This is a genomic window from Streptomyces scabiei 87.22, assembly GCF_000091305.1.
Taxonomy (GTDB): Bacteria; Actinomycetota; Actinomycetes; order Streptomycetales; family Streptomycetaceae; genus Streptomyces; species Streptomyces scabiei.
Genome location: NC_013929.1, coordinates 4,894,077 through 4,907,533, shown reverse-complemented (window position 1 = coordinate 4,907,533; position 13,457 = coordinate 4,894,077). Strand labels below are relative to the sequence as shown.

General features: G+C 71.8%; 14 protein-coding genes and 1 pseudogene. 9 read left to right on the top strand and 6 right to left on the bottom strand.

Annotated features, from left to right (window positions below; translation table 11 throughout):
• Window positions 1–213: 213 nt before the first annotated feature.
• The 4 genes from SCAB_RS20790 to SCAB_RS20775 all read right to left on the bottom strand — a co-directional run bounded on the left by SCAB_RS20790 (window position 214) and on the right by SCAB_RS20775 (window position 4,868).
• Window positions 214–1,434 carry a Rieske 2Fe-2S domain-containing protein gene (locus tag SCAB_RS20790; RefSeq protein ID WP_013002047.1) on the bottom strand — a complete coding sequence of 407 codons (1,221 nt, stop codon included), beginning with the start codon at window positions 1,432–1,434 and terminating at the stop codon, window positions 214–216.
• 108 nt (window positions 1,435–1,542) lie between these two features.
• Window positions 1,543–2,769 carry a serine hydrolase domain-containing protein gene (locus SCAB_RS20785; protein ID WP_013002046.1) on the bottom strand — a complete coding sequence of 409 codons (1,227 nt, stop codon included), beginning with the start codon at window positions 2,767–2,769 and terminating at the stop codon, window positions 1,543–1,545.
• A 123-nt stretch (window positions 2,770–2,892) separates the two neighbouring features.
• Window positions 2,893–3,663: a response regulator transcription factor gene (locus tag SCAB_RS20780; RefSeq protein WP_013002045.1), complete on the bottom strand. Its 771-nt coding sequence runs from the start codon at window positions 3,661–3,663 to the stop codon at window positions 2,893–2,895.
• Window positions 3,660–4,868: a sensor histidine kinase gene (locus tag SCAB_RS20775; RefSeq protein WP_013002044.1), complete on the bottom strand. Its 1,209-nt coding sequence runs from the start codon at window positions 4,866–4,868 to the stop codon at window positions 3,660–3,662. The genes SCAB_RS20780 and SCAB_RS20775 overlap by 4 nt, the downstream gene beginning before the upstream one ends.
• A 202-nt stretch (window positions 4,869–5,070) precedes the next feature.
• Between SCAB_RS20775 and SCAB_RS20770 the strand changes: the two genes are divergently transcribed.
• Window positions 5,071–5,352 carry a hypothetical protein gene (locus SCAB_RS20770; protein ID WP_013002043.1) on the top strand — a complete coding sequence of 94 codons (282 nt, stop codon included), beginning with the start codon at window positions 5,071–5,073 and terminating at the stop codon, window positions 5,350–5,352.
• Window positions 5,353–5,503: 151 nt separating this feature from the next.
• Here SCAB_RS20770 and SCAB_RS20765 read toward each other — a convergent pair whose 3' ends face one another.
• Entirely contained in the window at window positions 5,504–6,511 is a 1,008-nt protein-coding gene (locus SCAB_RS20765; protein ID WP_037723218.1) for a LacI family DNA-binding transcriptional regulator, read from the bottom strand.
• A gap of 413 nt (window positions 6,512–6,924) precedes the next feature.
• Here SCAB_RS20765 and SCAB_RS20760 point away from each other — a divergent pair, with 413 nt between their 5' ends.
• The 7 genes and pseudogenes from SCAB_RS20760 to SCAB_RS48600 form a co-directional block, all read left to right on the top strand.
• Window positions 6,925–8,979, top strand: coding sequence for an RICIN domain-containing protein (locus tag SCAB_RS20760; protein WP_013002041.1), 2,055 nt, complete (start codon window positions 6,925–6,927; stop codon window positions 8,977–8,979).
• A 127-nt stretch (window positions 8,980–9,106) separates the two neighbouring features.
• On the top strand, window positions 9,107–9,409 hold the full coding sequence (locus tag SCAB_RS20755; protein ID WP_041669437.1) for a hypothetical protein: 303 nt from the start codon (window positions 9,107–9,109) through the stop codon (window positions 9,407–9,409).
• Window positions 9,410–9,464: 55 nt separating this feature from the next.
• On the top strand, window positions 9,465–9,743 hold the full coding sequence (locus SCAB_RS20750; protein WP_013002039.1) for a hypothetical protein: 279 nt from the start codon (window positions 9,465–9,467) through the stop codon (window positions 9,741–9,743).
• Window positions 9,740–10,138, top strand: a complete 399-nt coding sequence (locus tag SCAB_RS20745; RefSeq protein ID WP_013002038.1) for a PIN domain-containing protein — start codon at window positions 9,740–9,742, stop codon at window positions 10,136–10,138. Before SCAB_RS20750 ends, SCAB_RS20745 begins: the two co-directional genes overlap by 4 nt.
• Window positions 10,139–10,236: 98 nt before the next feature.
• A complete protein-coding gene (locus SCAB_RS20740; RefSeq protein WP_013002037.1) occupies window positions 10,237–10,752 on the top strand; it encodes a hypothetical protein in 516 nt (171 codons plus the stop codon).
• 132 nt (window positions 10,753–10,884) lie between these two features.
• Window positions 10,885–11,508, top strand: a complete 624-nt coding sequence (locus tag SCAB_RS49080; RefSeq protein ID WP_308056822.1) for a UTRA domain-containing protein — start codon at window positions 10,885–10,887, stop codon at window positions 11,506–11,508.
• 18 nt (window positions 11,509–11,526) lie between these two features.
• Window positions 11,527–11,738 (top strand): annotated as a pseudogene (locus tag SCAB_RS48600) (IS110 family transposase); the annotation flags it as partial.
• A 27-nt stretch (window positions 11,739–11,765) separates the two neighbouring features.
• On the opposite strand, the gene SCAB_RS20730 reads toward SCAB_RS48600, so the two are convergent.
• Entirely contained in the window at window positions 11,766–12,305 is a 540-nt protein-coding gene (locus tag SCAB_RS20730) for a GNAT family N-acetyltransferase (protein ID WP_037723337.1), read from the bottom strand.
• A 250-nt stretch (window positions 12,306–12,555) separates the two neighbouring features.
• Between SCAB_RS20730 and SCAB_RS20725 the strand changes: the two genes are divergently transcribed.
• Window positions 12,556–13,431 carry a bile acid:sodium symporter family protein gene (locus tag SCAB_RS20725; protein ID WP_013002034.1) on the top strand — a complete coding sequence of 292 codons (876 nt, stop codon included), beginning with the start codon at window positions 12,556–12,558 and terminating at the stop codon, window positions 13,429–13,431.
• The last annotated feature ends 26 nt before the right edge of the window (window positions 13,432–13,457 follow it).

The window sequence follows — 13,457 nt, the reverse complement described above, 5'->3', positions numbered from 1 at the left end:
ACGACTGTTCGACGACCGCCGGCGAGCCCCTCGCCCGAGGCATGATCCGGGCGACCGGCCCCAGGGTCGTCGGAAGGGCCTCAGGCCGCTTCCCGCGACGCGCCTTCCGCCGGGCCCTCGGTGCCGCCCCCGGCCGGGTGGCCGACGACCGCCGGTGAGTCCCGCGCCCGAGGCATGATCCGGGCGACCGGCCCCAGGGTCGTCGGAAGGGCCTCAGGCCGCTTCCCGCGACGCGCCTTCCGCCGGGCCCTCGGTGCCGCCCCCGGCCGGGTGGCCGACCGGACCCCCGCCCGTGCCGTCCGCCGGTCCGCCGGTCGTGGCCCTGGGCGACCCGGCGGGCGTGTCACTGTCCGTTCCGCCCGTCCCGTGCTCGGCCGAACCCTGCCCCGAACCCGCGGTCGCGCCCTCCCCGGAGCCCGTGACCGCCGCTTCCCCCTGCCCCGGGTAGAACTGCGCGTACCACCGCCGCAGCGCCCTGATCCCCTTCTCGTGCGGCAGCAGGACCGGGCGGGGCTGGTGGATCTTGTGGTCCCAGATCTGGACCTCCTCCCGTACCTCGCCCAGCGCCTCGGCCCGGAAGACCAGCTTGAACAGGGGGGTGAGAAAGGGGAGCCAGGCCGGTTTGCGCAGGTAGTACAGCATCCGCAGCTCGCTCGTGCGGTCGTCGACGGGCGTGGTGAGCGCGACCGCCGTCACCGACAGCACCGGCCCGTGGACCCGCACGACCATCACCCCCGGCCCGTACATGTACGAGTCGAACGTGTTGTTGATGTCCCAGGCCAGCACCCGCCTGCTGATCGTCCCCCGCGCCTCGGCGAACGGCCCGTCCTCCCGCCACCGCTGGACCGGCGGCTCGCTCTGCCCGTGGATGAAGTGGAAGTGGGACTCGTCGACGATGTTCTCGCGCATCTCCTGGATGTGGATCCGCGCCCGGCAGACGTCGTCGATCGGCGAGGCGAAGTCCAGTGACCCCGTCTCCTCGATCTCCGGCACCTCCCAGGCCGGCTCGCCCGGCCCGGCGTACACGAACACGAGCCCGCTGTGCTCCCGCACCGGGAAGCCGCCGATCGACACCTTGGGCGTCCGCGTGGCGAACGGCGCCTCCACGCACCGCCCGTCCGTCCCGAACCGCCACCCGTGGAACGGGCACTGCACCGCCCCGTCCACGACCTTCCCGCCGACACCCAGGTGCGCGCCGTAGTGCGGACAGTGCGCGTCCCGCACGGCCGCCCGTCCGTCCGACCCGCGGAACGCGATCAGCGCCCGCCCGAAGTAGTGCAGGCTGACGACCCTCCCCGCCCGCAACTCCCCGCTGCGCAGCACCGCGTACCACCCGTGGGGCACGCTCGGCATCGGATACTCGTCGGCCCGCGGATCACGGGGCAGGGCGGCCGGATCGAGGATGCTTTTGTCATGGCTCCGACGAAGTCGCATGAGGGCGATGCTAGTGGCGGTCGTGATCTCCGGCCCAGAACTGGTCCTATATTCAAGGAAGTTGGCGCATACGGATCGGGGCGGCGGGCCGGTGGGTCGGTGGGCCGGTCACGACGGTGACCCGTAGGCCGCGACCATCACACCGAGGGCCACCCGGCTCACGTCCTGGCCCTTGGCGTCCGTGGAGTTGACGCTGTAGACGAGGGTGCGGGAGCCGTCCCGGGTGGAGGCGATGGCCGCGTTGTAGCCCCAGCGCCCGCCCGTCTTGCCCCACACCTCCCGCCCGCCGAGCACCTTCCGGGCGAGCCCGACGGCGTACTCGGCCGGCTTGCCGCTCGGGAACGCCGCCACCCGCGGCACCGTGAACATCGCCTCCAGCAGCGGCCCGCGCGGCACGATCCGCCCCCCGAACAGCGCGTCGGTGAACCGCTCCAGATCAGCCGCGGTCGAGACGAGGTCCCCGGCCGCCCACCCGTCGGTCACCCCCCACACGGTCACGTCCCGCAGCCCGGTCGTCCCGTCGTCCAGCGTCATCCGCTGGTATCCGTGGTTGTGCGGGCCGGTGATCCGGGGATCCGCCCCGGGGGCGTACGTGTCCCGCAGCCCGAGCGGCTTCAGCACCCGCCGCGCCAGCTGCCGCTCGTAGGAGTCCCCGGTCACCCGCTCCACCAGCAGCCCGGCGATCGTGTAGCCGATGTTGAGGTAGTGCTGCCGCTCGCCCGGCGCGAACTCCCGCTCCTTCGCCGTGGCCGAGCGCACCATCGCCTCCGGGTCGTGGACCAGGAAACGGTTCGCGTACCACTCCTCGACCGTCGACCCCGGGAAGTCGGCCGCCGGGATCCCGTGCGTGTGATCGAGCAACTGCCGGACGGTGACACCGCCGTACGAGGCCGGGATCAGGTCCGGCAGATAGGCGCGGACGCTCCGGTCGAGGTCGACCTTCCCCTCCGCCGCCAGCCCCAGCACCACCGCAGCCGTGAACACCTTGGTCACCGACCCCACCCGGAACCGGGCGCGCGGGTCGGCCGCCCGCCCGCTCGTCAGGTCGTGCACCCCCGAACTGCCCCGCCACACCCCGTCGGTGCCCCCGACCCGGACGAGCGCGGCGGTGGCGTCGGCGGTGGGCAGCCCGGCGACGGCGGCCTCCAGGGCGGCGGCCGTCGCGGGGTCCGTCGCGGGGTCCGTCCGCGCCGTGCCGGGGTCCACATGCGGTGGCGCGGTCATGTTCGCCGTTCCGCCGGGAGAGGGCGACGCGGCGGCCGGCAGGGCCGCCGGACCCGTCACCGTCCCCAGGACGCAGGCGGCGGCGAGCAGGGTGCGGGTGGCGCGCTTCATGAGCAACTCCGTTGATGTGAGCCGGTGTTCGCGACCGCACGGTCGCTCTCGACGGCTCCATCCTGCTGACCCGCGGACCTGCGCGGATCGCCCGCACAGGGGGTCTTCGACGGGCGGCCGCGGTCACTCCCTCGCCGACGCGGGGGAGACCCCGGGCCGGGAAACTCCCCCGGCCGGGGGACCGGCGGCCCCGTGCGGCGCGTCCCCCGCCGCGATCAGACCCGTCTCGTACGCGCAGATCACCGCCTGGACGCGGTCCCGCAGCCCGAGCTTGGCGAGCACGTTGCCGACGTGCGTCTTGACCGTGTGGTCGCTGACGACGAGCTCGGCGGCGATCTCCGCGTTCGACAGCCCCCGCGCCAGCAGCAACAGCGTCTCGCGCTCCCTCCCGGTCAGCAGGCCGAGCCGCGGGTCGGGCCGAGGGGCCCGGGCGGCGGGCGGCCGTGTGTACTGCTCCACCAGCCGCCGTGCCACGGACGGCGCGAGCAGCGAGTCGCCCCGCGCCACGACCCGTACGGCGTGCACGAGATCGTCCCGCCGTACGTCCTTCAGCAGGAACCCGCTCGCCCCCGCGTGCAGCGCCTCGTACACGTACTCGTCGGAGTCGAAGGTCGTCAGCATCACGACCCGGCAGGCACCGCCCACGTCGCCGCTGCCGCCGCCCCGCCCGGCTCTCTCGGCACCGATCGCCCGGCATGCCTCGATCCCGTCCATGCGGGGCATCCGGACGTCCAGCAGCGCCACGTCGGCGCGGTGCCGCCGTACCGCCTCCACCGCCGCCGCCCCGTCACCCACCTCGGCGACCACCTCGATGTCCGGCTGGACGTCGAGGATCAGCGCGAAGCCGCTGCGCACCAGCTCCTGGTCGTCGGCCACGACCACCCGGATCGTCATCTCCCCGCCCCCGTCCCCGCCGCGGCCGTCGTGCCCGCGAGGGGCGCCACCGGTATCCGCACCCGCACCACGAACCCCCGCCCGCCGGGCCCCGCCCCGGTCTCCGCCGTACCCCCGTGCGCGGCCGCCCGCTCCCGCACGCCGACGAGCCCGTGCCCGCCGACGTGCCCGGCGCGCGGCCCGCGCCCGTCGTCCGTCACCTCCACGCGCACCTCGTCCTCCCCGTACACCAGCCGCACGCGGACGGTACGGGCGTCCGCGTGCCTGACCGTGTTCGTCAGCGCCTCCTGCACGATCCGGAACACCGACGCCCCGGCGGCGGCCGGCAGCGCCCGCTTCCGCCCCACCACCTCGTGCACGACGTCGAGCCCGCTGCCCCGCACCCGGTCGAGCAGCCCGGCCAGATCCCCAGCCCCGGGCTGCGGTGCACGGGACACGCGTTCCTCCTCGGCCGCCTCCCCGGCCCCTTCGCGCAGCACGCCCAGCATCCGCCGCAGCTGGACCATGGCGTCCCGGCCGGCCTCGGAGATCGCGTCGAACGCCGCCTCGGCCCGTTCCGGAGCCGTCCGCACCGCCACCGGCCCGGCCTCCGCCTGCACGATCATCAGGCTCACGGCATGGGACAGGATGTCGTGCATCTCGCGGGCGATCCGGGCCCGCTCCCGCGCGGCGGCGCGCTCGGCCTCGACGTGGTGCGCCCGCTGACGGGCGTCGGTCAGCCGTCCGAAGACGTAGGCCGCCGCGAAGACGAAGGCGGAGAAGGTCAGTTCACGCGCCGACCGGCTGTTGAGCCCCACCCCCACCGGCACCGCGACCAGCAGCAGCAGTCCGGTGACCAGCCGCTTCCAGGGCGGCGAGAGGACGGCGACCGTGTAGACGATCACCAGCCCGCTGTACGGCAGCGGTTGTCCGGGCCCGTCCAGCGTCAGCCGGTAGACCAGGCTGGTCACCATGATCGCCAGCAGTACGGCGAGCGGGGCCCGGCGCCGCCACACCAGGGGCACCACGGTCAGTGTCGTCAGCCCGTACGCCGCCCAGGTCGGCGCCGGCAGCCCGCCGGCCCGCGGCACCACGAACGGCATCGTCACCGCCGCCTGCACCAGCAGCGCGACCCCGCCGTCGACCACCCACGGATGGGCCTCCCCGAGCGCCCGCCCCCGTTCCCACCACCCGCGCGCCCCGCGCACACCCCGTAACCCCGTCACGACCCCACACCGTAACGGCGATCCCGGCGCGCGACCCACCGTCGCCCCCTTCCGGCTCGGGCGTGAGCCGTGTGAAGAAACCTGTACAACCGCGCACTGGCCCTTCCACGACGGCGAACGCCAGGATGGTCACCCGGAGCCCGGGGAGCCCGGGGAGCCCGGGGAGCCCGAGGGGGCCTCACGAGGCCCGAGGGGGTAGCTGATGAGGTCGCGCTTACGCTGGGTCCCCGTCCGGGGAGAGGACGCCATGGTCGAACGCGACCAGCCCTACGCGGCCGTCCTGCTCAGGTTCGTCGTCCTGGTGGGCCTGCTGACCATGCCGGTGCTCGTCTTCCACTGGGGTGCCTGGTTCCCGTTCGCCGGCGCCGCCGGTTACCTGCTCTGGGAACTGGCCCGCACGCACCGCGCCCTCGACGAACTCGCCCGCCACTGGAACGAGCGGCACGGGCGGGGACAGGAGCAGGAACCCCTGCGGCAGCCGTGACGGGCGGGCGCTGAACGGAGGCAGACGCACGGATCAGGCGCACGGATCAGGCGCACGGATCAGGCGCACGGATCAGGCGCACGGATCAGGCGCACGGATCAGGCGCACAGATCAGGCGCACGGATCAGGCGCACAGGTCGGGCGAACGCGTTCAGGAGGCGGGCGGCGGCGCCGGCGCCGTACTGCGCCGCCGTACGAGCCGCGTGGGCACCAGCGTCGTCCCGTGCCCGGCCGTCCCTTCCTCCGCGCCCTCCCGCATCTTGCTGAGCACGCCCCGCACACACAGCCGTCCCACCTCGGCGAAGTCCTGGTGGACGGTGGTGAGGGGCGGCAGGAAGGACGCGGCCTCCGGGATGTCGTCGAAGCCGACGACGCTGACGTCCTCGGGGACCCGGCGCCCGCGCTCGTCCAGGGCGCGCAGCAGCCCGAGGGCCATCTGGTCGTTGGCGACGAACACGGCCGTGCAGTCCGCCTGTTCGGCGATCCGCAGCCCGGCCCGGTACCCCGACTCCGCCGACCAGTCGCCCCGCACCAGCGGCGGCGCCGGGCGCCCGGCCTCCTCCAGCGTGGCGCGCCAGGCGTTGGCCCGTCGCTGTGCCGCGAAGGAGTCCTCGGGCCCGGCCAGATGCCACACCGTCCCGTGCCCCAGCTCCAGCAGATGCCGTACGGCGTCCCGCGCGCCGCCCGCCTGGTCGGTGTCGACGACGGTGTACCGGTCCCCGGCGTCCGAGTCCGCCACCACGACCTGCACGCCGGGCGGCACCGACACGGTCGCCGCGTCGAGCAGATGGACCTCCATGATGACGATGACGGCGTCCACGGCCAGCTCCCCGAGCCGGGAGAACGCCCCGTTCACCTCGTCCTGCGTCGGCACGGCGACGGGCAGCAGCGTGACCGCGTACCCCTCGCGCGCGGCGGAGGTGGCGATCGCGTCGAGGGTGCGGATGTTGCCCAGGGTGGAGAGGGAGAAGGTGATCACGCCGAGCGTCCGGAACTCCCCGCGCCGCAGCGCCCGCGCGGCGCTGTTGGGCCGGTACCCCAGCTCCCGCATCGCGGCGAGGACCTGGCGCCGGGTGTCCTCGTTGACCCCGGCGAACCCGTTGGACACCCGGGAGACGGTCTGCGACGAGACACCGGCGAGCCGTGCGACGTCCCCCATGGAGGGCCCCTGCCGGGGCCGGGCGGAGCGTCTTCTCGTGCTACGACCGTCGGTCGCGTCCACCTGATGTCCCCCGACTCTTCCGTGGTTCTCTGCCCGGTTCCGTACCTGAATGTCTGCCCGCTGTTCCGGCCCCCGCGCCCCGTCCGCCACACCCGGAACGCCGTGTCGATCTCTTACGAATCCTTGACCGCCGCGATTCGGACAGTGTAGACATCCGCCTCAGTGGATGTTTACGTAAACATCCGCCGAAGCGCATCACTCGTAAACCCCATGAGAGCGTGCCGAACCGCTCCGTACACGCCTGAAAAGCAGCAGAACGCACGCCTCGCAGGAACCGCACCACGCTGAACGCCGGCCCCTTTCTCCGTGTCTCGCCGGGACGTGACACACGGAAGAGTTGGAGTACTCGAATGGCACACCGCACCCGTACGAGACGGCTCTTCGGGGCCATCGGCGTCACGGCCCTGGCCACCGGAACGGTCATGGCCACGACCTCCCTGCCGATGGCGCACGCCGACACGGCCGCCGTCGCCTCGGTCACGGTCCGCCCCGACCCCTCCTACAAGGCCGACAGCTTCGAGGGCTGGGGCACCAGCCTGGTGTGGTTCGCCAACGCCACCGGCGACTACCCCCCGGCGGTCCGCGAGAAGCTCGCCGACCTGCTCTTCGGCAAGGACGGCCTCGACCTCAACATCGCCCGCTACAACATCGGCGGCGGCAACGCCCCCGACGTCAAGGACTACCTGCGGGCCGGCGGCGCCGTCGAGGGCTGGTGGAAGGCCCCGGCGGGCACCACCCGCACGGACGTCGACTGGTGGGACGCCGACGACAAGAACGACTGGAACAAGGACGCCGACGCCACCCAGCGCTGGTGGGTCGACCGCATCAAGAACGACATCGACCACTGGGAGACGTTCAGCAACTCCCCGCCCTGGTTCATGACGGAGAGCGGCTACGTCTCCGGCGGCTTCGACTCCACCAAGGACCAGCTGAAGGCCGACTCGGTCGACGACTTCGCCAAGTACCTGGTCGGCGCCACCGAGCGCCTGGAGAAGGCCCACCACATCAAGGTCGACACCCTCGACCCCTTCAACGAGCCGAACACCAACTACTGGGGCACCAAGCTCGGCGCCGACGGCCAGCCGACCGGCGGCCGCCAGGAGGGCGCGCACATCGGCCCGGAGCTGCAGCAGAAGGTCATCAAGGCGCTCGCCCCGGTCCTGAAGAAGTCCCGTTCGGACGCGGAGATCTCCGCGATGGACGAGACCAACCCGTCCATCTTCGCCACGAACTGGAACTCCTACCCCAAGGAGGTCCGCGACCTCGTCGGCCAGATGAACGTCCACACCTACGGCACCGGCCAGCGCACCATGGTCCGTGACCTCGCCAAGGCCGCCGACAAGCCGCTGTGGATGAGCGAGGTCGAGGGCGACTGGGGCGACGGCCAGAGCTTCACCGACATGCGCCCCGGCCTGGGCCTCGCCCAGCAGATGGTCGACGACCTGCGCGAACTGGAGCCCCAGGCCTGGGTGTTCTGGCAGCCGGTCGAGGACTACGACAACATGAAGCCGGGCGGCGAGTCCGCGAAGGGCGGCAACTGGGGCTCCATCCAGATGTCGTTCTCGTGCAAGTCGTCGGACACGCTGAAGTCGTGCCCCATCTACACGAACACCAAGTTCGACACGGCCCGTAACTTCACGCACTACATCAAGCCGGGCGACCGCCTGATCAAGACCGACGACAAGTCGAGCACGGCCGCGGTCGCGAAGAAGGGCAAGAAGGCGACGGTCGTCCACGTCAACAGCACGACGGCCCCGCGCGCGGTGACGCTCGACCTCTCCCGCTTCGGTGACGTCGGCAAGCACGCACGGGTCACCCCGGTGGTGACGGACGCCTCCGGCAAGCTGGTCCGCCAGAAGGCCGTGGACGTCCGGGACAAGAAGGCCACGATCACGGTCCCGGCCCAGTCGGTGACGTCGTTCCTGATCAGCAGCGTCTCGGGCGTCGCCGCCTCCGCCGCCGAGCTGCAGGACGACCACACCTACACCCTCAACGGCGTCCAGAGCGGCAAGAACCTCGCCCTCGCCGCCGACGGCAAGAGCCTGGTCATCAAGAACCCGAACGCCGCCACGGCCGCCCAGCGGTGGACCCTGGACCGCGTCGGCACCGGCCCGACGGGCAACCGCACCCGCTACGTCCTGACCGAGGCGGCCTCCCACAAGCGCCTGGCGGTCCGGGGCGGCTCCCTGGTCGCCGAACCGGACACGGGCGCCCGTGACACCGCCACCCAGTGGATCCTCTCCAGCACCGGAGACTCCACCTGGACCCTGGTCAACACGGCCACCGGCCAGCTCGCCGACGTCGGCGGCCAGTCCACGAACGACGGCGCGGGCGTGGGCCTGTGGATCCCCAACTCGGGCACCAACCAGCGCTGGAAGCTGACGGACGTGACGCCGGCGTCGTAGGCGACGGCCCGGGACCGCGTCCACGGCCCATGAGGAAGCCCCAGGCATCGCCCTGGGGCTTCTTCGTGCGCCCGTGCCCTTGCGGCCCGGCGCGTTCGCGCCGGGCGGGCTCTGCTTGAATCGGCCCGTGATTCCCACCGACGCACCGGACGAGCCCCGGCAGACAGGGGAGTTCGCCGTCTTCCTCGGCGGGGCGTCGGTGGCGTGCTGGTTCTGCTGCCCGTTCTGGATCCTCGTCTCCGTGGCCGCCCTGCCCCTGGCCCTCGCCGGCCTCGCGCGGGCCCGGGTCGAGTACCGGGCATCGGCACAGGGCCGAACGAACAGGTCACGCGCCGTCGCCGGCGGCGCACTGTCCCTTCTGGGAGCAGCCGCGGCGATCGCCTACCTGATCTTCACGGCCACCCACCCGGACCTTCTGATCCAGGATTAGCGGCTCCGGCCGGCCGTGGTACCACTATGGCATTTCCAATGCCATAGTGAGGGGTATGGGAGACAGTGAAGAGTTTCCGCCTGGTGACGGGCCGAGCAGCGGCATCTCGGTCACGCTGACGGCCGGTACGTTGCAGGCCATTCGTGAGCGGGTCGGCAAGCGGGGAGTGTCGGCGTACCTGGAGAGGGCGGCGCAGCGACAGATCGAGCGGGACGGCCTCGACGAGCTGATCGCAGGCTTCGAAGAGGTGCACGGGCCCGCCGACCCGGAGGCGGTGGCGGCGAAGAGGGCGCGGCTCGCCGGCGATGGTTCCGGGGCGGAGGCCGCCGCGTGAGTGGTGCGCTGGTTCTGGACAGCGAAGGGCTGGCGAAGGCGGTGCAGCGGGACCGGGAGGTGCACGAGTGGCTCGTGGCCGCCCGGGAGGCCGATCTCCCGGTCGTCACTTCGGCCGCGGTGCTGGTCGAAGTGATGCATCCCCGGATCAACGATGCCGCGCTGCGGTGGACGCTGTCGCGACTGCGCGTGGAGCCGGTGACCCAGGCGCTGGCCCAGTCGGCCGCCGCGCTGCTTCGGGCGGCGGGGCTGCACGGCCACAAGTACGCGATCGACGCCATGCTGTGTGCGACGGCTCTGCAGCAGCCGGGCCGGGTGACGGTCCTGACGCCCGACGTCGAGGATGTCGGCCTGCTGACCGCCGGCCATACGCGGGTGGTGGCGGCGAAGGTCTGAACGGCGGTCCACGGATGCGGCGGTTGCCACCTCGGCAGGCGCGCATGCCCTACCGTCGTGTCTCTGAAGCGCGTGCCGGGGGGATCATGGCGTACAGGATGACCGACGACTACGCGTCGACCATGGTGACCGTCATCCCCGTCATCCTGGTCGTTGCCACCGTCGAGTTCCAGGCACTCTGGAACCGCGAACCAAGGCCGTCGGCAGGAGGGGGCGTCACGGGACGGTTGGCATGGGACACCGTTCTCCTGGTGATGTGGAACGGCCTCATCGTCAGCCACGCTGCCGTCGAGGTGAAGCTGATCATGTGGCTCGCCACCACGGAGCGGCCGGAGTCACCGGATCTGGCCTGGGCGGTCGCGTTCGTCGCGTGGCTCGGTCTCGCATGTGTGGTCGTGCTGACCGCGCTGCTCACGCTCGGGGCCGTCCTCCGCGTTCACGTCGCGTTGCTCATGGATGCCGTGCGAGACATGAGGCGGCATCCGAGTGCAGGAAGCCGGCCGACTCCGCGTCGGCCGCGGCCGCGCATGCGTCCGAGCAACCCTGCTCACCGCTCGGTTCGCGGTCCTCGTCGTGCGTCGCGTACGAGGCGCGATGCGACACCGCCGTCGTAGACCCCTTCGTGCTCGCCCACTGAGCCCTGTTCATCTGCTGTGCCGCGACCGTCCCGGCAGGCCGATGGAGCGGCCTGCCGGGACGGTCGACAAGTCGCCCGCGTCGGAAGACTTCCACGCGGACCCCGTGGAATGCGGCACCCGGGGCGAGACCTGAACCGACCGGCGGCAGTCCGGCCCGGTCGGAGGTGCGGGCTCCCCGTCGAGGGCGCGGCAGAGCGCGGCGTGAAGATGTTCGGCTTCGGAGAGGGTGAGGGTCAGGTCGGTGTCCGTGGTGGGTCCGCCGGCCAGGGACAGGCGGAGGTGTACGGCCAGGCGGTCGTCGTCCGTGCGACGAACGGGGCGGCCCGGAGTGCGCTCGACGGTCCAGTCGGTAGGCGCGCAGCAGGGGGATCTCGGTGCGCGGTTCTGTGGGCCGACCGCTCCGTACGGCGGTCATCGACACGCCTCCTCTGCCAACCGGGCCGCGGCTCGCGCGCGTTGACGTACCTCGGGCTGGAGAAGGTAGATGCCCACGAGAGTGCTGTCGTGGAGCGCATGCGTTCGATCGGCGTGGCCGTCGAGACCGCCGTTGAGGTTCCGCGACCGGGCCGCGCGACGCAAGAAGAGGCCAACCTGTTGGGGATCAGCGTCGGTGAGCTGCTGACCCGTATCGAGCGCACGTACTACGACAGCGACGGACGCCCCGTCGAGACGGCAGACATCGCCGTGCCGGACGTGCGCTGGGAGATCGCCTACGAGATCCCGATCGACTGAGCCTCGCGGGGCGGGTGTCTCGCCGAGCTCGCCGATGACCGGGTCCGCTTCACCGGCGCCCGACCATGCAAGTCCCACGCCGGCTTCGCCCCGTCACCCACGCCTCCGGCAAGAGACGCTTCGTCGGCCGCCGCTTCGTCAAGAACAACCGGCTCATGCGCGCCGGCTTCTTCTCGGCCTTCTCCGCCCCCCAGGCCCTCACTCGGAGCCACACCCACTACCGACGCCGCGACGGGTCCATGCTGTCGAGGGCGAACTCAATCAGAGGGCGTGACCGGGGCCCGCAGGCCGAGCCACTGATCGGCGTCCCAGGCCCGGAACCGCTCCGCTTCGGCGAACCCCAGCTTTGCCGCCAGGCGCATCGAACGGACGTTGGCGGTCTGGGTGGCGAGCACCACCGGCTCACCCGGAAGGGCGTCTTCGAGCCAGTTCAAAGCCGCCGCGCACGCCTCGGCGGCATACCCGAACCCCCACGCCCGCGGCAGGAACAGGTAGCCGAGATCGACCTTCCCCACGGCAGCGGGGCAAAGGTGTTCCTTTGCTCTCCTGAGCAGGATCTGGCCGATCATCGCCCCTTCGAGGTCGACGACGAGACTTCCGGGCCACCGCCCGGGCACCTCGGACATCTCGCGCTCCAGCTCGTCACGCGGGCGTGGGCCGCCGAGGTAGGTGTGCACCTCCGGCGAGGCGTGCAGCTCGATGAACGCCGCACGGTCCCGGGCCTCGGGCTCACGCAGCACGAGCCTCTCGGTCTTGATCGGTGCAGGAGGCCACGCAACGGGTCCGAGATCATTCATGCCGGCCAGCCAATCAGCGTCCTCAGTGGTGATCAAGACTCACGGCCGCTCGTCCCCGTCCCGCGTCGAAGCCCCACATGTCACGCCATATACGCCGCGCAGAGCGCCCGAGCATCGGATCGCAGACCACTCTGACCTGCACGAACCTTGTGACGGGGGCTTGGCTGCTGCTTCACTGTGGCGACCTACGGGCCGTGCGGCAGTCCCGGTATCCCCGCTGCCGTCATGCCGTCGTCCAGAAAGCGGGGGCATGAACGATTCAGTGCTGATCACGACCGGCCTGCCCGTCGCGCTCGCCGTCATCATGTTCGGCCTCGGGCTCTCGCTCACGACGGCCGACTTCCGGCGTGTGGCCCGTTCGCCGAAGGCGGTCGCGTTCGCCCTGACCGTGCAGATCGCCGTGCTGCCGCTGCTCGCCTTCGGGCTGGTCGTCGGCTTCGACGTGGACCCGCTGCTCGCCGTGGGCGTGATGCTGCTGGCCGCGTCCCCGGGCGGCACCACCGCCAATCTCTTCAGCCATCTGTTCCGTGGTGACGTGGCGTTCAACATCACCCTCACGGCGATCAACTCCGTGCTGGCCGCCGTCACCATCCCCCTCATCACCAACCTGGCCATCACCTATTTCGACGTCGAGGGCGATCTGGGGCTGCAGTTCGGCAAGGTGCTGCAGGTGATCGCCATCGTGCTCGTCCCGGTCGGGCTCGGCATGCTCGTCCGGAAGCGCTCCCCGGAGTTCGCCGCCCGCGCGGACCGTCCGGTCCGGGTGTTCTCGATCGCCGTCCTGGTCGCGGTGTCGCTGGGGGCGCTGCTGGGAGAGCGGGAGAACCTCGCGGACTACCTTCGCCAAGTCGGCCTGGTCACCGGCCTGTTCTGCCTGGCGAGCCTCGCCATCGGCTACGGCGGCGCGAAGGCCCTCCGCCTGAACGAGCCCCAGGCCGTGGCCAGCGCCATGGAGGTGGGGATCCACAACACCACGGTGGCCCTCACCATCGCCCTGAGCATTCTCGACAGCACCGAGGTGGCGGTTCCCAGCGCTGTGTACTCGGTCCTCATGTACATACTGGCGACGGCCTTCGGCTACGCCATCACCCGGACGCGCGCGAAGCATCCCTCGACGGCGAGCTGAGCCCGTGAGCGCCTACGGAGAGGGAG